We start from the raw sequence: 20,286 nt of genomic DNA, 5'->3' as shown, positions 1-20,286 counted from the left end.
ACCGCCGGCGTTATCTCCATTTTGGCTAACGAGGAGAATTCGTATGATCCTGTCGAGCAGGCATCGTCAAATCGTGAATTTGCTGATTAAGCAGCGGGAAGATATTACAGCCGGAGAGATTGCTGCGGAGATTAACGTGAGCACCCGAACCGTTCATCGAGAGCTTGCTGAGCTTGAAGGGATCATGGCTGAACATGGTCTAACGCTGCTTAAGAAAGCAGGCAAAGGCATTCAATTGCAAGGCGAGTCTGATCAATTAGCAGCTTTTCAGACTCTGCTTCAGGATGAGACTGCGGTGGAACATTCGGCGCAGGAGCGAAAGGTTCTCATTCTTTGCACGTTATTAACGGAAAACGAGCCGGTAAAGCTATTTACGCTGGCTCATGACATGTCAGTAACTGTGCCAACCATTACGCATGATTTGGACGATGTGGAGCAGTGGATGGCTCAATGCGGGTTGACTCTTATTCGGCGCAGAGGATACGGTGTTGAGCTAGCGGGTACGGAGACGAATAAGCGTAAGTTAATTCGCAAGCTGGCAAACAGTTATCTGGATGATTCGGATCTGTTCGGTAAAGCCGATGATACATCGAATACGGCATCACACATGCTGTTGGAGTTAATTGGCAAGGTTAATTTCCGATATGTCGAGGGGGCGCTTTGGCAGGATGAGGACAGAGGCTTGGGGGCGTTATCCGAGAGCGAGTATACCGAGCTTCTCATTGATGTTTCTATATGTATCGCTCGAATCCAGCAGGGGAAACTTATTGAGCAAGAGCCGAATGAGTCGTTGACTCTTCCAAAGAACAACTTGCTGTTGCAGCATATTATTGAACATATCAAGAGGCACGTAGATGTGGATTTTCCTTCTGCGGAGGTTGAATATCTCGTCGAGCTGCTCAACTGCCGTGTCTCTCGTGCTCCGAGCGAGCTGCTTCCCGATCATGAACCTTGGCTGATTGATACCATAGGAAGGCTAATCGCTCGGATGGAGCAAATTGCGGGCTTGCAATTTCGTGATGATAAATCACTAAGTGAGGGCTTATTGACGCATCTTGGTTCCGCTTTGCGCAGATTGAGAGCCGGCATCAACATTAGGAACCCGCTGCTCAGTCAAATTAAACGGGATTACGAGCCCTTATTTCTCATGATTCGGCGCGCAGTGGACGTCACGATCCCGGAGATCGATGTCCCCGATGAGGAGATTGGCTTCCTGGTCATGCATTTCGGGGCTTCAATGGAAAGGCTGAAGCAATTTCGCCGTGACGTCAGCGCCATTATTGTGTGCACCAGCGGCATCGGCACGTCCAAAATGCTGGCGGTGCGTCTGACGAAGGAATTCCCGCAGATTGAAATCATAGGCAATGCATCGTGGTTCGAGGCGGCGAGAATCCCGGCCCAGGATTATGATTTGATTATTTCTACGGTGGATCTTCCCATACCTGAGGAACGGTATATTAAGCTTAGTCCGCTGCTCTCCAAGGATGATGCGGACCGGCTTCGTTCTTTTATCCACAATGTTACTTTAAATCAGGGCTCCGAAAGGAAGCTCGCTTCCGCTTCTGCAGCAAGGGATCCAAACTCCTCCGTCCGTCTGAGACGCATTCAGCATTATGTGAATGAAATTGTTCGTATTGTAGATCAATTTAAACTATATGTTTTGGAGCAAGCCTTTGTCAGCTTGGATGAGGCGCTACATGCACTATGCCAATATCCGAAGCTTGCAGGTATTATTGAAGAGGCACAGCCTGTTGTGGAGTTATTGCTGGAGCGGGAAAAGCAGAGCAGTCAAGTGATTCCCGAAACAGGAATCGCTCTATTTCATATTCGAAGCCAATATGTCCGCAGTCCATTTCTTACCCTGTTTCGGTTCGAGCATCCCCTTCTATGGAAGGAAGAGGCCGCTGAAGCAGAACTAAGGCAAGCTTTGTTGATGTTAGGACCACAGGAGCTAAGCAAGGAGAGTTTGGAGGTTCTGAGTGAAATTAGCTCTTATTTGCTTATACCCGAGATGCTGCAATTGTTAAAAGAAGGCAGTGAACAAGAGATCAAGCAATTTTTATCACAGGAATTAGCGCAATTTCTAGAAAATAAAAAATAATCGGATATACAAAGGAGAACTGTACGATGAGTATTCTATCTGTAAACAAAGTAAAGCTGAACGCGAAGCCTGCCAATAAAACAGAAGCGATCCGCATGGCAGGTCAATTGCTGGTTGATGCAGGTCACGCCTCGGCGGGGTATATCGACAAGATGCTGGAACGTGAAGAAACGCTGTCTACGTATATGGGGAACGGGCTCGCCATTCCGCATGGAACAGCAGACTCCAAATCGCTGATCGTTTCTACCGGATTGTCCATTGTTCAACTAGCTGAAGGAGTTGATTTTGGCGATGGTGAAAAGGCAACTTTAATTATCGGCATCGCGGCGGCCGGTAACGATCATCTTGAAATTTTGACCAATGTGGCCATGATTTGTTCCGAAGATGAGAATATGGAGCAAATTATGAACGCCAAGACGCCGGAAGACATGATCAAGATATTTGAAAGCGGGATGGAAGCATGAGAGCTTTGCACTTTGGGGCAGGCAATATCGGACGTGGATTTATAGGGCTGCTTTTGTCTAATTCGGGCTATAAGGTTACGTTCTCCGATGTCAATGAAACGCTCGTGGGTCATCTTCAGGAGAGAGGGGCATACACCGTACGTTTAGCGAACGAAACCCAGGATGAATTTCATGTGGAGGGTGTATCCGCGATTCTAGGCAAACAGATTGACGTCGTAGCGGATGCGGTAGCTGAAGCTGATTTGGTAACGACTGCAGTAGGCGTTAACATTCTGAAGCATATTGCCGAGGGTATTGCTAGAGGGATTGAGAGGCGGATCGAGCGCGGCGCGCAGCCCCTTCATGTAATCGCTTGTGAGAATGCCATTGGGGGCAGCACCCAGCTGAAAGAGCATGTATATTCTCATTTAAGTGAAGCCATGCAGCAGCGCGCTGAGGGACTTATAGCTTTTCCCGACGCCGCTGTTGACCGGATTGTGCCTCTACAGCACAACGAAGATCCGCTAGAGGTTACTGTTGAGCCTTTCTATGAGTGGGTTGTCGATGAATCGCAGATGCTTCCGGGTTTCCACCGGATCGAAGGTGTTCATTATGTCGACCATTTGGAGCCTTATATTGAGCGCAAGCTGTTCACTGTGAACACCGGCCATTGCTCCGCTGCTTATTTAGGATTTATTCAGGGTTATTCGACAATTCAGGAAGCCATGGCTCATGAAGACATTGTGAAGCAAGTTGAGCAAATCATGAACGAAACGGGTGCATTGCTCGTCAAGAAATACGGCTTTGACAGTGCGGAGCATGAACGCTACATTCATAAAATTTTGGACCGTTTCCGCAATCCATATTTAACGGATGAGGTTACGAGGGTCGGACGTTCGCCAATTCGCAAGTTGTCCAGCAACGATCGTTTGGTCCGTCCGGCTATGCAGGCTTTTGATTTGGGTTTACATCCGGTTTACCTTCCTAAGGCGATGGCCGCCGCTTTCTTGTTCCGAGATGAGGCGGATCAGGAATCGATGGATATCCAGGCTGCTGTGAGCCGGGAAGGAATCGATAAAGCCATTACTAGGTATACATCTATTCCGCAAGAACATCCGCTTCATGCGAGTATTGCGGCTGAATATGAACAATTGAAGAATCAAGTACATTCTTAAGAAAGGGGAGTTCGCTATGGCTAAAATGATGGCTAAACCGTTTCAAGGCATTGCCGCTTCCCCCGGCATCGCCATCGCCAAGGCTTATCGCCTGAAGCATTCACATTATGTGCCTGCTCCCGGCAAGGCTAATGATTCCGCAGAAGAGAAGAAGCGGTTTACACAGGCGGTGGAGCAGTCCAAACAAGAGATTGAGCAAATAAGAGAGCTGACCGAGCAGCGCATGGGTGCGGCGAAAGCGGAAATATTCGAAGCACACCTGCTGCTGCTTGAGGATCCTGATTTCATAGATGCGATTATAGAACGAATTGAGAATGAAGGAGATAACGCGGAGTTCTCTCTTTATGAGGTAGCAAATCAGTTCGTGGAGATGCTTCGTTCTATGGATAATGAAATGCTTCGGGAAAGAGCCGCTGACGTGCTCGACATATCGCGAAGAATCATGAGCCATCTCCGAGGCGAAGAATATGCAGCGGTCTCGGCTATAAGCGAGCCGTGTATCCTGATCGCCGAAGATTTGACTCCATCGGATACGGCTCAGCTGAACCTGGATTACGTTCTCGGATTTGTTACTGAGATCGGCAGCCGGACCTCCCACTCGGCTATTATGGCGCGTTCTCTTGAGGTTCCCGCTATTGTGGGCGCGGGAACGGCAGCGGGCGATATACAGACCGGGACGATGATCATCATGGATGCGGTCACGGGAACAGTCCTGCCTTCACCCAGCGATCAAGAGCTGGAGGAATACCGTGCCAAGAAAGCGGATTACGATCAACGCAGGCTTGAGCTGCGCGCATTGCTGGATCAACCGACGGTGACCAAGGATGGTCATCATGTGGAGCTTGCTGCCAACATCGGCAGCGTAGAAGATTTGCAGAAGGTGCTGAGCAACGGTGCGGAAGGTGTTGGGTTATTCCGGACAGAATTCTTGTATATGGGACGCAGCTCCCTTCCGAGCGAAGAAGAGCAGTTCCAGGTTTACAAGCACGTGCTGGAGAGAATGAATAACAAGCCGGTGGTTATCCGCACGCTGGATATAGGCGGGGATAAGGAGCTGCCTTATATGAAGCTTCCTGTGGAGACTAATCCGTTCCTCGGGCTGCGGGCTGTGCGCTTATGTCTAAGTAAGCAGGAGCTGTTCCGAACACAGCTGCGAGCGTTGCTTCGGGCAAGCTCCTGTGGCCAGCTGAAAATCATGTTTCCTATGATTGCTGTTAAGGAAGAACTGCTCGAAGCCAAGAAGCTGCTGGCTGAAGAGAAGGAGAAGCTGCAGCAGGAAGGAATTCCTGTATCGGACAGTCTGGAAGTCGGGATTATGATCGAAATCCCCGCGGCAGCTCTTGCGGCTGACATTCTCGCCAAAGAGGTTGATTTCTTCAGCATCGGCACGAACGATTTGATTCAATATACGATGGCAGCAGACCGGATGAACGAGAACGTATCGTATCTGTATCAGCCTTGTCATCCGTCTATTCTTCGACTTGTTCGCATGGTTATTCAAGCTGCGGAGAAAGAAGGCAAGTGGGTCGGCATGTGCGGAGAAATGGCTGGCGATGAGACCGCAATACCGCTGTTGCTTGGACTGGGGCTGCATGAGTTCAGCATGAGCGCGAGCTCCATTTTGCCTGCGAGGGCATTAATGAAAGACTTGTCCCGCGAGGAGTGGGCAGGCTACGCTGAGGAAGCCATTCAAATGGGCAGTGAGCGTCAAATCCAACAATTCGTACACGATAAAATAGGGAGAGTGTAGACTATGGTATCTCAAACATATACCGTGCTGAATCCATCCGGATTTCATGCGCGTCCAACTAAGGTATTTGTGCAAACCGCTAGCACGTTTCCGTGCAAAGTAAATGTTAGCAAGAATGGGAAAAAAGTAAATGGCAAGAGCTCTCTCAGCATGCTGACGTTGGGCATCGAAGCTAATGATGAAGTCCTCTTGGAAACCGACGGGGATCAGGAAGAGCAGGCTTTAGAAGCGCTGGGGCAGCTGCTCAGCAAAATTTTTGAAGAATAACGGCAGCAGCAATTCTATTTGAGGGCTGTCTCTAACGCCACCTGAAAGTGGCTTTGGAGGCAGCTTTTTCCATGTTTATAGGAGCGTGAAAAGCAGGGATTCGCAGCAGCCGAGTCAAACTATGTACGTACAGTTTTCGACAAAAAAGTATTGTGTTTTATAATAAAAGTTTTTATTATAAGTTCATATACATAAAATTTTGTCGAATTATCGGAGGGTCCCTATGAATTCTGAAATCGAGAAGTCCGACGATAGTCCCAGTTTCTTGTTGTGGCAGGTGCTGAACCTGTGGCAAAAGAATATGCGGCAAGCTTTACAAGCCGTTGAGCTTACTCACGTTCAGTTTATTCTGCTCATAGCCACAGACTGGTTGAATCGGCAATGTGAACAAGGTGATGTCACACAAGCGCAAATCGCAAGCTACGCGCATGTTGAACCCATGCTTGCCTCGCAAGTCCTGCGGTCTCTGGAGAAAAAAGGGTTGCTGACTCGTAAAGAGCACTCCACGGATACGCGAGCCAAATCCATAGTATTAACAGAGGAAGGAAAGCAGCTCGCTTCGCAGGCTTTCCTGATCGCGCAGCAGGTGGATCACAGCTTCATTGCGAAGCTGGGGCAAGAAGAAACGGATTTTATTCGCCTGATGAAAGTACTGGGCACAGAGTAACAAGCTAATCAATGAAACATGGAGAGGGGTAACACAGATGGAGAAATCATCACTTATCGGTATCGTTCTTGCCTTCGTTGCAATCGGGGTCGGCATGGTCTTGAAAGGAGCAAGCCTTGCAGCACTACTCAACCCTGCTGCGATGCTGATTATTTTCGGCGGAACGGCGGCGGCACTGTTTATTGCGTTTCCGCTGGATGACATCAAGAAATTTCCTAAATTGATGAAGATCATTTTCACTGAACAGAAGTTAATGGCTAAAAAAGAACTCATCGAAACTTTTATTAATTGGGTATCGATCACTCGTCGTGAGGGTTTGTTGTCTCTAGAAAAGCAAGCCGAAGAATTGTCCGATCCGTTCATGAAAACAGGCATGCGCCTGATCATCGATGGTAACGATCCAGATTTCGTCCGGGATGTACTCCTTGAAGACATTGCTGAGATGGAAGCTAGACACAAGAAGTTCGCCGGTATTTTTACTCAGGCTGGTACGTATGCGCCAACGCTAGGAGTGCTGGGGGCGGTTGTCGGTCTGATCGCAGCGCTCGGTAACCTCAGTGAAGTAGAAAAACTGGGTCACTTGATTTCCGCAGCCTTCGTTGCAACGCTGTTCGGTATCTTCCTCGGATATGTAATCTGTCACCCGTTCGCTAATAAACTGAAGCAGAAATCAAAGAAAGAGGTCGAGATCAAGCTGATGATTGTAGAAGGCCTGCTTTCGATTCAATCCGGTGTTTCTGCTAATTCCGTGAAGCAAAAAATGATGATCTTTATCGCGAACTCTGATCGTGCGAAGTACGATGAAGAGGCGAAGGAGGCCACTCCACAGTGAGCAAGAAAAAACATGAAGAGCATGAAGAACACGTCGATGAAACCTGGCTCATTCCTTATGCCGACTTGCTTACACTTCTGCTAGCCTTGTTTATTATTTTGTTCGCTTCGAGCCAGATGGATAGTAAAAAATACGATTCCATCATGAGATCGCTCAATTCCGCATTTACAGGAGGCACGGCGCCGCTGGAAATGTTCAACCTGATTCCGATCGACGAGGCGGCGAACTCAACCAAGAATAACAATGATAATCAAAATCCTCCTCCGACAAAAAAGGAAGATCAGAATGCGGGGAAGCTTACTGAAAAGCAAAAGAAGGAAGAGGAAGACCTGGAGAAGCTCAAGAAGAGTGTGGATGCCTTCATCAAGGACAATAACCTGGCGGAGCAGCTAACTACGAAGCTCGATAATGAGAAGTTGGTCATTACGATCAGCGACAAAGCTTTATTCGATTCTGGCTCGGCGTCGCTCAAGCAGGATGCCAAAACGCTGGCGGTTCCGATGTCCGAGCTGCTGAGCAGCTATCCCGACTATCAAGTAGAGGTATCGGGGCATACGGATAATATACCGATTCATAATCAAGAATTCGAGACGAACTGGGATCTAAGTGCGAAGCGTTCGGTTAACTTTATGAAGGAATTGCTGAACAATAGCAAGCTAAACCCGGTCATGTATCGTTCAGTCGGGTACGGTGAATTTCATCCGGTAGAAAGCAACGATACAGCGGATGGCCGAGCGCGCAATCGACGGGTAGAGGTAAGCATCCTGCGCAATCTTAAGCCGTCGGAGGACAATAGCGGGGCTGATCAGGGAGGGGCCGCCAACGCAGGTCAGGCGGGTTCTGACGCGCAGCAGCAGGCTCAGACTTCTGGCGAAGGACAGGCACAGACACAGGCACAGGCACAGACACCTGCTGAGGTGCAAACACAGGCACAGTTGCCTACAGAATCACAGCCTCAGGCGCAATCATCTGTTGAAGATCAACCTCAAGCTGAGCAGCAATCGCAGACATAAAAGCGGAAGCTGAGCAGCAATCGGAGAAAAGCTGCGGAAGTTCGTAATCGTCATAGTTGAATTAACAAACTCGGAGCATCCTTGGGCAAAGGATGCTTTTTTTCTTTTGTCGCAAACTGCAACATTCATCCGGATTTGGAGATAGTATAGAGGAATGAGCAGATATTGGAGGAGCAACTACATGGATAAGTCATTTACAGATACTTTTTTACCTTTGACTTCGATATCGGACGGTCAGGGGAATCAGGTTGCATCGGATGTATTTGCCTTTTGCGTCCAAATCGTAAATATATGTTTAATTGGCGATCCCAACCAACTAAGTAAGGGATGGGTTTTAGTTGACGCTGGTATGCCTGGCTCATCTGAAGCCATCCGCAGAGCAGCGGAAGAACGATATGGTCCGAACACGCCTCCTCAAGCAATCATATTGACACATGGCCATTTTGATCATGTTGGGGCGATTGAAGATTTGCTTAAGATGTGGGATGTGCCCGTTTACGCGCATGAATTAGAGCTTCCTTATTTGACGGGAATATCCAACTACCCCCCTGGGGATAGCCGTGTAGACGGTGGACTTGTCAGCGAGCTTTCTCCCTTATTTCCGAACCACGGCATAAACCTAGGCACTCGGGTTCATAAGCTGCCGCATGACGGGAGTGTGCCTGGGCTACCGGATTGGCGTTGGGTGCATACACCGGGACACACGCCGGGTCATATTTCCCTATTTCGTATTAAGGATAAGGTTTTGGTGGCTGGAGATGCTTTCGTAACCGTGAAGCAGGAATCACTGTATAAAGTTATCACGCAAGAGCAGGAAATCAGCGGTCCTCCTAAGTATTTCACGACGGACTGGAACGCCGCCAAGGAATCCGTTAGAAAGCTCGAGGCACTGCATCCCTCAGCAGCTGTTACAGGTCACGGGACACCAATGTCGGGCAGCGAACTGGAACAAAGCTTATCGATGCTAGCGGAGCAATTTGACGGTATAGCTGTACCGGAGCATGGACGGTTTGTGCATAGCTAGCATGAAGAAGCCGCTTGGAGGAATTCCTCTAAGCGGCTTTCATAGCTTTAGATCAGACATGTACCAGCTTTTTGTCTTCCTGATCCTCTTTGGTTGTTTTAGAATCTTCTTTCTTACCTTTCGTTCCCATTGATCCATCACCTGAGGCAGAATGGACTTCTTGCTCCTGTGTCTCTTCTTCTTTTTCTTTCACTGTTTGACCGATCTTATTTTCTACCGTCTGCATGTCTTCCCTCATCAGAGCCTCTTTCTTGGCTTCTCCTTGTAAGATTGCTTTATCTATTACGTCATCTTTTCGATCTTCTTTTACATTGCCTTCTATTGAAGCTGCTTTCAAATTAGCGTTGTTGTTAGACGCTAGAAAAGCTTCACTTCCTGTCTTGAACTTGCTTATTTCACCAAATAGCTGTGTTGCCAAACGATAGATATCATCAGCTTCCTCGGCAATTTGACGGATCGAAGCATCCTGCTGGGTCGAGGTGGAGTTGACTTCCTCCACACCTGCGGCTGTTTCTTGCGCAACAGCGGCTACGAATTGTACGGATTCGACCAGAGCGTCGTTTTTCTGCCGCATCTGTTCAATCCTGCCGTGTACCTGTACGATCTGAGCTGTAATCTGATTCATAGATAGCTCGATACCGGAGAAGGAATCAATGGTGGCTGCTACCCGCCCTGTTTGGGAATCGGCTTGCTCCCGGGCTTCCATCAGGCTGCTTTGAAGCTCACTAATTTGTGTTTGCAGCGTTTGAATAATGGTGCTGATCGATTTGGAAGAATCATTCGTTTGCTGGGATAGCTGCCGCACTTCTTCGGCGATAATTGAGAACCCTTTGCCGTGAACGCCGGCTCTGGCTGCTTCAATTGCAGCATTCAAGGCAAGCACGTTCGTCTGTGTGGAAATTTCGGTAATGGATCGGGTAATGGCGCCGATTTGCTTCGAGCTGGCAGCAAGTGTGTTCATAGCGTGGTTGACTTTCTTCAAGACCTCCTGCGAGCTATCGGATGATTCCTTCAAGGCTTTTATCGCTTCCGTTCCTTTCAATGTCCCTTTAGACGCTTCTTCGCTCGATCGCTTCATCTCCTGCGTGTAGGCCGTAATGTTGTTCATTTCGTCTTCAAGCTCCGCAATCATAGTGGAGCTGGCTTCACTATGGGTAGCCTGCTCATCGGCACCTACCGATATCTCATGAATAGCTTTCAAAATATCGGTGTTGGCCGAGGCGGTAGTCTCGCTGAATTGGCGGAACTTATGGGAATGCTCGGTCAGAGATGAGGCGATTCTTCCAGCAGCGCTGAGCATCTCGCGAACCTGCACAATCATATGATCAAAGCTGCGGCTTAATTGGCCAAGCTCGTCCTTAGCTTCGGAATTGATCGTATGGCTTAAATCTCCGTCGGCAATGCTCGCAGCTGCTTTTTGCAAACGGGTAATTGGGCCTAAGAAGGAGCGGATAATGAGCAGAGCGATGACGACGGTACAGATAAACACGATGACAGAGGCGACCAACATAACATGGCTTGTTTGATCTAACAGCAGTGTCGACTCGCTTACGGCTTGATCGGCAGATTCTGAATAAGCGACATAGAAATGGTCGACTAGCTCAAAGATTTTATCCTTTAATTCTTGGGATTCATTATAGATGTAAAGAAGGTTCATCTGCAGATCCACCGGATTGGTACCATTGCCTTGAATCATTTTAGCAGCGGAATCAAAGTTATTGATATAGTCGACGGAGGCCTGAATTAATTGGCTTCGCCACTTTAACTGGTCCGGTGTGGAGGCTGTGTCACCGATTTGTTTCAGCAGATCATTGTAGGGCTGCCGCATGCTGTTGTATTTCAAGATAAACTCCGGTTTCTTAGAAATCTCCAGGCCTGAGGCGATAATATTCAGCTCCTGTACGGTCTCCTTCATTTCAAGAGCCATGACCTTCAGCCTGACCTTATCGTTTTGATCGTTCATATGCTGCTTAATCTGATTCATTTGATGCAGATTGAAGAGAGCAACAGCAAGAAAAATGAGTAATACTGCGCTGAAGCTTGCGATTAATTTGAAACGCATGGTCATAGGGAAGGATAGTCTTCTCTTCATGTTCTCATACCTCCGATTTTTAAAAGACAAAGTTCGACTAATTTCTATTAATTTCTTATTACTATAGGACTCTACTATTAAATTGGATGTTGGAAATTGTAAAAGAATTGTAAAATAAAAGTTTTACATTACGTTTACGTTTCGTGAGTTTGGAATTTACAAACCGTTGTTACGATAAGGGTGTGAGTTAGTTCGGTGGACACAGTCGAACCTAACTAGAGAAGATAAAAACTAAGGAGGACATGCTGACAATGTTTAAGTTCATGTCGAAAAAGGAATCACATTAGCACTTTCTACGGTAGTAATGATGGGGGTTATGGTAGGTTGCGGTGCCAAAACAGAAACAGCACCTAAAGATGCAGCACCAAGCGCAAGCGCAGCGGCTTCCACAAAGCCGAGTGAAACTCCGGCAGCAGCTAAATCTGATCTTTCCGGTACAATTACAGCTTCCGGTTCCAGTGCACTTCTTCCTCTAGTCAAACAAGCGGCAACTGAATTCATGGAAAAAAATCCGAAGGTTACGATTAACGTAACTGCAGGCGGATCGGGTACAGGAATCAAAAACGTGGCAGACGGCACTTCCGATATCGGGAACTCCGACGTTGAGCCGGGTGATGAATATAAAGATAAAGATTTGAAAGATCATGTTGCAGCTATCGCTCCATTTGCAATCATCGTAAATAAAGACGTTACTATTGATAACTTAACCAAACAGCAAGCGGCTGATATCTACATGGGCAAAATCACGAACTGGAAAGAAGTAGGAGGTAAAGACGAGAAAATCGTTCTGGTTCACCGTCCTGAAAGCTCCGGCTCCCGTAAGTTGGTAAAACAAATCATCCTGGATGGCAAAGAATTCTCTAAAGATGGTATTACACAAGAGAACAGCGGTGCTATGAAAACAGCGGTTGGAAGTCAAGCGGGGTCCATTGGTTATGTGGATACTCCTTACATCGACGATTCGATCAAAGCTCTTAAAATCGATAACGTTGCATTCTCCGAAGACAACATCAAAAACGGTTCTTACAAGCTGTATGGCGTTGAGCATATGTATACAAAAGGTGAAGCAAAAGACCCAGCAAAAGCATTCATAGATTATATCAGAAGCAAAGATTTCCAAGACAAACAAGTGCGCGAACTGAAATTCCTTCCTGCGAATCTTTTGGATAAATAATCCAGATGTAACTACAGAGGTAGTTCTCAATGAGAACTACCTCTTTGATTTTGTCGAAAAGGAGCGAATTTTTACATTGCCTTAACAATTGCTTGATGGTCCATTTACATTCATGACCTATCATTATAGGTAGAAGGTAAGAGATGAAAGGGGCACGATGCATTGAACATGATGGCAGACAAACTGACCAACTCAGTAGAAGATAATAGCAAACCGACCATGAGCAAATGGACCCGGTCACAGTACAACCAAGACACCCTGATGCGATGGGTATTTGTAGGGAGCGCAGCTCTGGTGTCGGTCATCATCTTTTCCATTATCGGATTCGTAGGGATGCAGGGGATCAAAACTTTTCAAGGGGTCAGCTTCACCGAGTTTTTCTTCTCTACCGACTGGACGCCTTCACAAAATAAGTTCGGTGCTTTTCCGTTTTTATACAGTACCATGCTGTTAACATTGCTCTCTGTATTGTTTTCGGTTCCGCTGGCCTTGTCCGGAGCCTTGTTTATGGCCAAGATTGCACCAAAATGGGTGAGAGAAATTCTTCGCCCGGCAACCGATCTCTTTGTTGGAATTCCTTCCGTCGTATATGGCTTGATCGGGATGACCGTCATCGTGCCTGCTCTTGGAAAAATTACAGGTGATATCGGCTACGGCATTTTACCAGCAGCGATTATTTTGGCCGTCATGATTCTGCCGACCATTCTGTCCATCTCTGAGGATGCCATTCGATCTCTTCCGATCCGGTTGGAAGAAGCATCACTGGCACTGGGCGCAACGCGCTGGCAGACGATGTGGAGGGTTCTGCTTCCTGCTGCTAGACCAGGTATTCTGACTGGGATTATTCTGGGTATGGGAAGAGCGATCGGTGAAACGATGGCTGTGTTTATGGTGATTGGAAACTCACCGCAAATGCCCAAATCGCTGCTAGATTCCACGACCGTATTGACTACGGCGATTGTCAAAGATATGGGGAACACGAACTATGGTACGAGTTGGAACAACGCGCTCTACATGATGGCACTTGTTCTTCTTATTATATCCTTGCTTCTGATTTTAATTATTCGCATCGTAGCGAAAAGGAGCGAACTGAAATGACTAGTAAAACAACGGACCGACTGGCTACGATCTATTTTTGGGCTTCGGGGATTGCTATCATTCTAATTTTGGCTTGGTTTCTCGTGAAAATATTAGGAGAGGGTATTCCGCATCTGTCCTGGCATTTCATCTTCGGCAAGCCGGAGGAAATCAAGGCTGGGGGCGGGGTAGGTCCACAGCTGTTTAACTCCTTTTATGTGCTGTTTCTGTCACTAGTGATCTCGGTGCCGATTGGCGTCTTCTCGGGTATCTATCTTTCTGTTTATGCACAAAAAAATTGGTTCACTGACTTGGTGCGGATTTCGGTCGAAGCCCTATCCTCCGTACCTTCGATTGTATTTGGACTCTTTGGATTCCTACTTTTTGCAAATCTACTGAACTTGAAATTTTCAATTCTAGGCGGTGCCGCGACCGTAGCACTTCTCAACCTGCCGGTTATGGTTCGTGTAACCGAGGAAGCGATTAAGACTGTGCCAGAATCGTATTGGGAAGCTAGTTTGGCGCTAGGATCAACCAAATGGCAAGCGATTCGCAAGGTTCTCATTCCGGCCGCACTGCCGAATCTGATGACAGGGATTACTCTGATTGCAGGACGTGCTTTGGGTGAATCCGCCATCCTGATTTATACGGCAGGCCTGTCTGTATCCCGATTTTTTCCCGATTTCAATCCGTTGAAAATGGGCGAAACTTTATCCGTCCACCTCTGGTATGTAGGAGCTGAAGCGCTCGTTCCTGATGCTAAGGACATTGCCAAAGGAAGCGCGGCGCTGCTGCTCATCGTTGTTTTGCTATTCAACCTGCTGTTGGCTATTCCAAGCCGTATCCTACAAAAACGATTAACCGGAGGTAAATAAATGATCGCCACCAAATCCAAGATCAGAGCCGATAAATTAAACTTGTTCTATGGGGAGAACCATGCCCTGCATGATATCGATTTGAGCATTGAAGCGGGAACGATTGCAGCTTTGATCGGACCTTCAGGCTGTGGTAAGTCAACCTTTCTGCGAACGCTGAACCGGATGAACGATCTGATCGATAATGTACGCATCACAGGGAATGTAGCTGTTGACGGTCAAAACATTTATGGCTCCGACTCCGATGTAGTTTCTCTTCGAAAGCGTGTCGGCATGGTATTTCAGCGTCCTAATCCGTTCCCGATGAGCATATATGATAACATTGCTTACGGTCCGCGGATTCATGGTATCAAGAAGAAGTCCGTTCTGGATGGAATCGTCGAGAAGAGCCTTGCTCAAGCTGCGCTTTGGGACGAAGTGAAGGACCGACTGAACAAATCGGCTCTCGGACTCTCCGGCGGTCAACAGCAGCGTCTTTGTATCGCGCGCTTGCTGGCGGTTGAACCCGATGTGCTGTTGATGGATGAGCCCACCTCCGCGCTTGACCCGATCTCAACACTGAAGGTGGAAGAGCTGACGCAAACGCTCAAAGAAAAGTACACGATTATCATCGTGACCCACAATATGCAGCAGGCTGCAAGAATCTCGGATATGACATCCTTCTTCTTGAATGGGTATCTGATTGAGACTGATAAGACGGACAAAATCTTCACAAGTCCTAACGATCAACGGACAGAAGACTATATTACAGGCAGATTCGGATAAAGAGAGGACGTGTGGGAGTGGATACAAGACCGGGATTTCACCAGTCGCTCGAGCTGCTTCAGCAAGAATTAATTCAAATGGGCAGCAATGTGGAGGATTCCATTTATGCGGCTGTCCAGTCGCTCGCCAAGTTGGATGATAAGATGGCTGCAGAAATCATTAAAAAAGACGATGAAATTGACGATTTTTTAACACGCATCGATGAATTGTGTTTGCGTCTGATCGCAACTCAGCAGCCGATGGCCAGCGACCTAAGAATCATTGGAGCTGCAATTAAAATCGCTACTGACTTGGAGCGCATCGCGGATCATGCCGTTGATATTGCCCGAATTACGATTCGCTTTGCCGGAGAGGAGCTGGTAAAGCCGCTGGAAACCATTCCGCAAATGGCGGATATTTCGATCCAGATGCTGCAAGAGAGCTTAATTGCCTACGCGGAGCGGGATGTGCACAGAGCCGCGGCTTTGGCTGAAAAAGACGATCGTGTGGATAAGCTGTACAGCGGCGTTATGCAGGAGTTGATCGGTATGATGAACGAGGATTCGAGCCGTAACAGACAGCTCACGCACTTGCTGTTGGTTGCTCATTACTTGGAACGCGTAGCCGATCACGTGACGAATATCGGCGAAGGCGTCATTTATATGGTTACGGGTAAACGCAAGGATCTGAATGTGTAACATTAGAAATCACAAAAAGCGCATTGCGGCGAAAAGCCGTCATGCGCTTTTTAATTTGAGCTATACGAGAATCGGAACTGGAATTATAAATTTGATCGTAAAGGTAGTTCCTGCCGGGCTGCTTTGTACTTCAATTTTAGCGTTATGTCTTGCCGCAATGCTGTAGCATACGGCGAGTCCCAGTCCAGTGCCATGTTCCTTGGTCGTGAAGAAAGGTCTTCCCAGCTTTTCTAGATGCTCCGTTTGAATGCCGCCGCCTTCGTCGGAGATTTTGAGAATAACATGCTCAGATTCCGAATACGTTTGAACCGTCAGCTTGCCTCCTGCTTCCATCGCTTCCAAACCGTTGATGCAAATATTTAAAATTAATTGGCGGATTTCTTTATCATCGAGCTGAACGTCAGGGCATTCCCCATAGTGTACATGAAAATGTTTACCGGTCATGACCGCTTCTGCTTGAATGAGAGGAGAGAGCGTCTCTAGAATGCGATTCAACTGCATGGCGTTTTGATAGGTTCGTTTATTTTTGGCAAGTGATAAGTATTCGGTAATAATATCATTGGCTCTGTCCAGCTCTTCCAGCATGATCTCAATATATTCGTTATCCATCCTGCCTTGACTGTTACGGAACAACTGGAGGAAGCCACGGATGGTAGTCATGGGATTGCGGATCTCATGAGCGATCCCTGCAGCCATTTCACCGACCAGGTTTAACTGGGCCAGTCTGGCCATTTCCGTTTCGTACCGAAGCGTTTCTGTAATATCAATGCCGACCTGCAGGAGACATTTTTCGTCGTTCATTTCAATAATCTCCGTAGACACCAGCGCACTGCGGATTTCCTTTTGCTTGGTTTCATACTTGACTTTATAATTCTGATATAACTCTCCGAGCCGCGGCTCATCCGAAGTGTCGGCAGTTTGGTTCATGGGATTGAGAGAGGTGCCGATGACTTCGTCTCCATATCCGGTATGATACTTCCAACTTTCATTGACATCGATATACTCGAAGGTGGACAAATTACGGATCGTCATTAAACACGGAGAGGCTTGGAACATCTTTTTGAAATGTGCTTGTGACTTCATAAGTTTATTATGGGCTTCAATCAGTTCCCGTGTCCGCTCTTCTACTCTCTTCTCGAGCTGCTCGTTTTGCTGCTTGAGCAGCATTTCAGCCGCTGCCAATTTATGATTGGCTGCCTCAAGCTCCAAGGTACGGGAATGGAGGAGCTCGCTTTGTCGCATGTAATTATGCTGGACGCGATGCAGCTTAATGAAAGCATCTACCTTCATCTTGAGTAGTTCGGGATGTACAGGCTTAAATACATAGTCGATTGATCCCGCATGATAGCCTCTGAGTACATGCTCGATGGAAGTGCTGATGGCGGTTAAGAATATAATAGGAATATCTTCACACGATTTCTTCTGTTTGATGAGCTCCGTCGTTTCAAAACCATTCAGACCGGGCATTTGCACATCCATCAGAATAGCTGCAATGTTGTGGGCGGGTTCCTTCAATAAATATTTGAGAACCTCTTCTCCGGATTGAAGCGTGACAAGATCACAGTCGCAAGAGGCAAGTATACTTTGCAGGGCCAGCAAGTTCTCGTAGCGGTCATCTACTGCCAAAATTTTGACCTGTTCTTCCATTTCAGTTCCTTCCCGAATGTATATTTAAACGTCTCTAGCATGTACTTCTTCGGGAAAAATCCCCAATTCCCTGCTTTTATCAAAAACTCTTTACAATGATTTTACAATTCTATAATATGATGCACCATTTCGTTTGCTAGACTATTCTTACTAGCATAGGCAGCAAGGGAATGATGATGATGACGAGGAACATAGAAATGGAAAAAAACACGGAATTTCAAACATTGATCGAACAACAATTGATATATACGGTATATCAACCGATCGTATCTTTACAAAGCGGGGAAATATACGGATATGAGGCTCTGACTAGAGCTCCTGGGACCAGCCGGTTCACATCTCCAGTAGATCTCTTTCAATTTGCAGAGGAGCAGGGCGAGCTGTATAAGCTAGAGAAGTTAGCTAGAGAGAAGGCCATTCAAGGCGCTAAAGTGAATGCCGATCAGCTCTTGTTTATTAATATCTCTTCGCATGTTTTGCATGATCCCCAGTTTGTTCCGGGTAAAACCTTAGACGTGTTGAGCAGGCATGGACTTCAGCCGCATAACGTCGTGTTTGAGATTACAGAAAGAAGTTCGATTGAAGATTTCACGTTAGCCAAGCAAATTCTGGAGCATTACCGCAAACAGGGCTATCGGATAGCGATTGATGACGCGGGAGCGGGCTATTCGTCGCTTCAGGCAATCGCTGAGCTGCAGCCGGATTTTATTAAAATCGACCGTTCGCTCATCGAGAATATTCATAAAAATAAAATGAAAGAGTACATATTGGAGACCTTTGTCACCTTCGCGCAGAAGATGAACATCTCTTTGGTTGCCGAAGGGATTGAGCATATGGAGGAGCTGATACAGTTAACCCGTATGGGGATTCATTATGCACAGGGGTATTTGCTGGGGAAGCCGAGCATTAAGAAGGGTGTTATTGATGCAAGGTATATGAATGCCATCGGGCAGAATCAGAGGCTTCAGAGTGGCGGTGCGATTTGCTCAATAGGAAATTTGGCTGCGCCTGTGAAAGTGTTTGATCATAAGACCTTAATTTCCGAAGTGGCTGATTACGCGAAGAAGAATCAAGATTGTACGGGAGTAGTCATTACGAACGGTATGGTTCCGGTAGGACTTCTGATGAGAGATCAGTTGTTTCAACATCTGGCAGGGCAATACGCTTACTCGTTATTTTCTAATCGGACAGTCGACCTGATCATGGACGCTTCGCCCTTAATTGTTGATGAAGGCATGGCGGTCGAGCAGGTATCTCAAATGGCCACGGCGCGGTCCAATCATAATTTATATGACTTGGTTATTATTACAAGCGAGGGCAAATTACTGGGAACTGCTTCCGTGCGGGCTATTCTAGAGTGTATCACGAATATTCGTATGGAAAGCGCGCGCATCGCCAATCCGTTAACAGGGCTGCCAGGCAATCAGCAAATCCAGAGAGAGCTGGGAAAACGCATTATGGATAGGAAACCGTTCCATGTTGTTTATGCGGACCTGGATTATTTCAAATGGTTTAATGATCGCTTCGGCTTTCAACGAGGCGATCAATTAATTCAATATACAGCGGATATCTTGCAGCAAGCAATTGCCGCATGCGGCACGCCTCGCGATTTCGTCGGTCATGTGGGCGGTGATGATTTCATTGCGATTTCTTCATCTCTGCAGCCGGAGCTGCTTTGTCAGGAGATGATCAGACGCTTCGAGCAAGGCGTTCAAGTATTCTATGAAGGGGAAGAGTGGGATTTCGTGAGGGACCGCAGCGGGGCAGAGGTACCCAGCGACGGGGTCACGCTTTCGCTCTCGCTCGTCGTATGCAGATGTGATTCTGCCATTACTGTCGAGCAGATCTCACAAACCGCAGCCGGGCTGAAGAAACAAGCGAAAGCGCATCATGGAAGTGTGTATTTCATGACTTATCTGCATGAATCTGTTTAGAACGTATGTTGAAGCTGCCGGAATGATCGAACGATAATGACTTTTTGCTTGCCGATTCTTCGTTCCGATACTTTCTTCATATTGCCGGGGTGAATCCAAATGGCGTCCATGCCGCAGGAAGTTGCTCCCACAACATCGTTTCTCCACGAATTACCTACCATAACACTGTGATTGGCGGTCGTGTTCATGGCTTTCATCGCAGTCTCAAATATCAAAGGATGGGGCTTGCGCGGTCCGTCCTTCTCCGAGCTGAACAGGCGGTCTGGACTAATCCATTCCGTCAGTTTCAATTTGTGCAGGCTTCCGAGCAGACGTCGGAAATGTCCATTGCTGATAATGGCCAGCTTGTAGTTTTGGGACAAGGCCTCGAGGGTTTCCTCAACACCTGGGAATAACGAGACGAAAGCATCTTCCTGCTGCTCGACCTGTTCAAAGAAGCTCCGCGCGTATGCAGCGTTGACGGTGACAGGTAAGGGCTCTAAGGCCTTGCTAAGACATACAAGACGAAGCTCGTCTGCTGAGATTGGGCTCCGAACGGGTGCTTTACGATGCTTGCTCCATTCAAGCTTGTAGCTCTGAAGCGCATCCTGTGGAGTCCAGGACTGATCTTCCGTATCCCACCTGGCGGTGTAATCGTTCATCACCTCGACGAAGGCGGAATCGAAACACTGTCTGCGGTCAAGAATCGTATTGTTCATATCAAAAAAGATGACTTGTTTGCGAGTCGGAGAAAAAAAGGACTCATACGGAGAACCTCCTTGAAAGACCTGAAT

The 20,286-nt window shown here is 47.3% G+C and carries 18 protein-coding genes; 15 read left to right on the top strand and 3 right to left on the bottom strand.

Annotated elements, in window-relative coordinates; all coding sequences use genetic code 11:
- Window positions 1-43: 43 nt before the first annotated feature.
- The 9 genes from L0M14_RS18270 (at window position 44) to L0M14_RS18230 (ending at window position 9,272) form a co-directional block, all read left to right on the top strand.
- Window positions 44-2,101: a BglG family transcription antiterminator gene (locus L0M14_RS18270; protein WP_235118062.1), complete on the top strand. Its 2,058-nt coding sequence runs from the start codon at window positions 44-46 to the stop codon at window positions 2,099-2,101.
- A 26-nt stretch (window positions 2,102-2,127) separates the two neighbouring features.
- The gene (locus tag L0M14_RS18265) at window positions 2,128-2,565 is read left to right on the top strand and encodes a PTS mannitol transporter subunit IIA (protein WP_235118061.1); all 438 of its coding nucleotides are present in this window, start codon (window positions 2,128-2,130) and stop codon (window positions 2,563-2,565) included.
- Entirely contained in the window at window positions 2,562-3,719 is a 1,158-nt protein-coding gene (locus L0M14_RS18260) for a mannitol-1-phosphate 5-dehydrogenase (RefSeq protein ID WP_235118060.1), read from the top strand. Before L0M14_RS18265 ends, L0M14_RS18260 begins: the two co-directional genes overlap by 4 nt.
- A 28-nt stretch (window positions 3,720-3,747) precedes the next feature.
- Entirely contained in the window at window positions 3,748-5,469 is a 1,722-nt protein-coding gene (ptsP, locus tag L0M14_RS18255; protein WP_235122951.1) for a phosphoenolpyruvate--protein phosphotransferase, read from the top strand.
- A 3-nt stretch (window positions 5,470-5,472) separates the two neighbouring features.
- Window positions 5,473-5,736, top strand: a complete 264-nt coding sequence (locus tag L0M14_RS18250) for an HPr family phosphocarrier protein (RefSeq protein WP_235118059.1) — start codon at window positions 5,473-5,475, stop codon at window positions 5,734-5,736.
- 223 nt (window positions 5,737-5,959) lie between these two features.
- Window positions 5,960-6,403: a MarR family winged helix-turn-helix transcriptional regulator gene (locus L0M14_RS18245; protein WP_235118058.1), complete on the top strand. Its 444-nt coding sequence runs from the start codon at window positions 5,960-5,962 to the stop codon at window positions 6,401-6,403.
- 37 nt (window positions 6,404-6,440) lie between these two features.
- Window positions 6,441-7,235, top strand: a complete 795-nt coding sequence (motA, locus tag L0M14_RS18240) for a flagellar motor stator protein MotA (protein ID WP_235118057.1) — start codon at window positions 6,441-6,443, stop codon at window positions 7,233-7,235.
- Window positions 7,232-8,248 (top strand): flagellar motor protein MotB, encoded by a 1,017-nt coding sequence (gene motB, locus L0M14_RS18235; protein ID WP_311198732.1) that lies wholly within the window; start codon window positions 7,232-7,234, stop codon window positions 8,246-8,248. Before motA ends, motB begins: the two co-directional genes overlap by 4 nt.
- A 181-nt stretch (window positions 8,249-8,429) precedes the next feature.
- Window positions 8,430-9,272 carry an MBL fold metallo-hydrolase gene (locus L0M14_RS18230; RefSeq protein ID WP_235118056.1) on the top strand — a complete coding sequence of 281 codons (843 nt, stop codon included), beginning with the start codon at window positions 8,430-8,432 and terminating at the stop codon, window positions 9,270-9,272.
- 52 nt (window positions 9,273-9,324) lie between these two features.
- Here the strand turns inward: L0M14_RS18230 and L0M14_RS18225 are convergent, their stop codons facing one another.
- Window positions 9,325-11,364, bottom strand: coding sequence for a methyl-accepting chemotaxis protein (locus L0M14_RS18225; RefSeq protein WP_235118055.1), 2,040 nt, complete (start codon window positions 11,362-11,364; stop codon window positions 9,325-9,327).
- 316 nt (window positions 11,365-11,680) lie between these two features.
- On the opposite strand from L0M14_RS18225, the gene L0M14_RS18220 reads away from it, so the two are divergent.
- From L0M14_RS18220 to phoU, 5 genes are all read left to right on the top strand, one after another.
- On the top strand, window positions 11,681-12,538 hold the full coding sequence (locus L0M14_RS18220; protein WP_235118054.1) for a phosphate ABC transporter substrate-binding protein: 858 nt from the start codon (window positions 11,681-11,683) through the stop codon (window positions 12,536-12,538).
- A gap of 162 nt (window positions 12,539-12,700) precedes the next feature.
- Window positions 12,701-13,636 (top strand): phosphate ABC transporter permease subunit PstC, encoded by a 936-nt coding sequence (gene pstC / locus L0M14_RS18215; RefSeq protein ID WP_311198731.1) that lies wholly within the window; start codon window positions 12,701-12,703, stop codon window positions 13,634-13,636.
- Window positions 13,633-14,490 carry a phosphate ABC transporter permease PstA gene (pstA, locus tag L0M14_RS18210; protein WP_235118053.1) on the top strand — a complete coding sequence of 286 codons (858 nt, stop codon included), beginning with the start codon at window positions 13,633-13,635 and terminating at the stop codon, window positions 14,488-14,490. Before pstC ends, pstA begins: the two co-directional genes overlap by 4 nt.
- The gene (gene pstB, locus L0M14_RS18205) at window positions 14,491-15,255 is read left to right on the top strand and encodes a phosphate ABC transporter ATP-binding protein PstB (protein ID WP_235118052.1); all 765 of its coding nucleotides are present in this window, start codon (window positions 14,491-14,493) and stop codon (window positions 15,253-15,255) included.
- Window positions 15,256-15,272: 17 nt separating this feature from the next.
- Window positions 15,273-15,932, top strand: coding sequence for a phosphate signaling complex protein PhoU (phoU, locus tag L0M14_RS18200; RefSeq protein ID WP_235118051.1), 660 nt, complete (start codon window positions 15,273-15,275; stop codon window positions 15,930-15,932).
- 60 nt (window positions 15,933-15,992) lie between these two features.
- On the opposite strand, the gene L0M14_RS18195 is transcribed toward phoU, so the two are convergent.
- Window positions 15,993-17,579 carry an ATP-binding protein gene (locus tag L0M14_RS18195; protein WP_235118050.1) on the bottom strand — a complete coding sequence of 529 codons (1,587 nt, stop codon included), beginning with the start codon at window positions 17,577-17,579 and terminating at the stop codon, window positions 15,993-15,995.
- Between the two features lie 197 nt (window positions 17,580-17,776).
- Between L0M14_RS18195 and L0M14_RS18190 the strand changes: the two genes are divergently transcribed.
- Complete coding sequence (locus L0M14_RS18190; RefSeq protein WP_235118049.1) at window positions 17,777-19,513, top strand: bifunctional diguanylate cyclase/phosphodiesterase; 1,737 nt, start codon at window positions 17,777-17,779, stop codon at window positions 19,511-19,513.
- Here L0M14_RS18190 and L0M14_RS18185 read toward each other — a convergent pair.
- A complete protein-coding gene (locus L0M14_RS18185) occupies window positions 19,510-20,211 on the bottom strand; it encodes an HAD family hydrolase (protein WP_235118048.1) in 702 nt (233 codons plus the stop codon). The genes L0M14_RS18190 and L0M14_RS18185 overlap by 4 nt on opposite strands.
- Between the last annotated feature and the right edge of the window lie 75 nt (window positions 20,212-20,286).

The organism is Paenibacillus hexagrammi, from assembly GCF_021513275.1.
GTDB classification, from domain to species: domain Bacteria; phylum Bacillota; class Bacilli; order Paenibacillales; family NBRC-103111; genus Paenibacillus_E; species Paenibacillus_E hexagrammi.
This window is presented reverse-complemented; position numbering and strand designations above follow the sequence as displayed.

Coding starts and splice junctions, on each gene's coding strand:
- L0M14_RS18190 (WP_235118049.1), top strand. CDS start 17,777: ATGGAAAAAAACACGGAATTTCAAACATTGATCGAACAACAATTGATA.
- motA (WP_235118057.1), top strand. CDS start 6,441: ATGGAGAAATCATCACTTATCGGTATCGTTCTTGCCTTCGTTGCAATC.
- L0M14_RS18220 (WP_235118054.1), top strand. CDS start 11,681: ATGGTAGGTTGCGGTGCCAAAACAGAAACAGCACCTAAAGATGCAGCA.
- ptsP (WP_235122951.1), top strand. CDS start 3,748: ATGGCTAAACCGTTTCAAGGCATTGCCGCTTCCCCCGGCATCGCCATC.
- L0M14_RS18230 (WP_235118056.1), top strand. CDS start 8,430: ATGGATAAGTCATTTACAGATACTTTTTTACCTTTGACTTCGATATCG.
- L0M14_RS18245 (WP_235118058.1), top strand. CDS start 5,960: ATGAATTCTGAAATCGAGAAGTCCGACGATAGTCCCAGTTTCTTGTTG.
- pstB (WP_235118052.1), top strand. CDS start 14,491: ATGATCGCCACCAAATCCAAGATCAGAGCCGATAAATTAAACTTGTTC.
- L0M14_RS18265 (WP_235118061.1), top strand. CDS start 2,128: ATGAGTATTCTATCTGTAAACAAAGTAAAGCTGAACGCGAAGCCTGCC.
- L0M14_RS18225 (WP_235118055.1), bottom strand. CDS start 11,364: ATGAAGAGAAGACTATCCTTCCCTATGACCATGCGTTTCAAATTAATC.
- L0M14_RS18185 (WP_235118048.1), bottom strand. CDS start 20,211: ATGAACAATACGATTCTTGACCGCAGACAGTGTTTCGATTCCGCCTTC.
- L0M14_RS18260 (WP_235118060.1), top strand. CDS start 2,562: ATGAGAGCTTTGCACTTTGGGGCAGGCAATATCGGACGTGGATTTATA.
- L0M14_RS18250 (WP_235118059.1), top strand. CDS start 5,473: ATGGTATCTCAAACATATACCGTGCTGAATCCATCCGGATTTCATGCG.
- pstA (WP_235118053.1), top strand. CDS start 13,633: ATGACTAGTAAAACAACGGACCGACTGGCTACGATCTATTTTTGGGCT.
- L0M14_RS18195 (WP_235118050.1), bottom strand. CDS start 17,579: ATGGAAGAACAGGTCAAAATTTTGGCAGTAGATGACCGCTACGAGAAC.
- L0M14_RS18270 (WP_235118062.1), top strand. CDS start 44: ATGATCCTGTCGAGCAGGCATCGTCAAATCGTGAATTTGCTGATTAAG.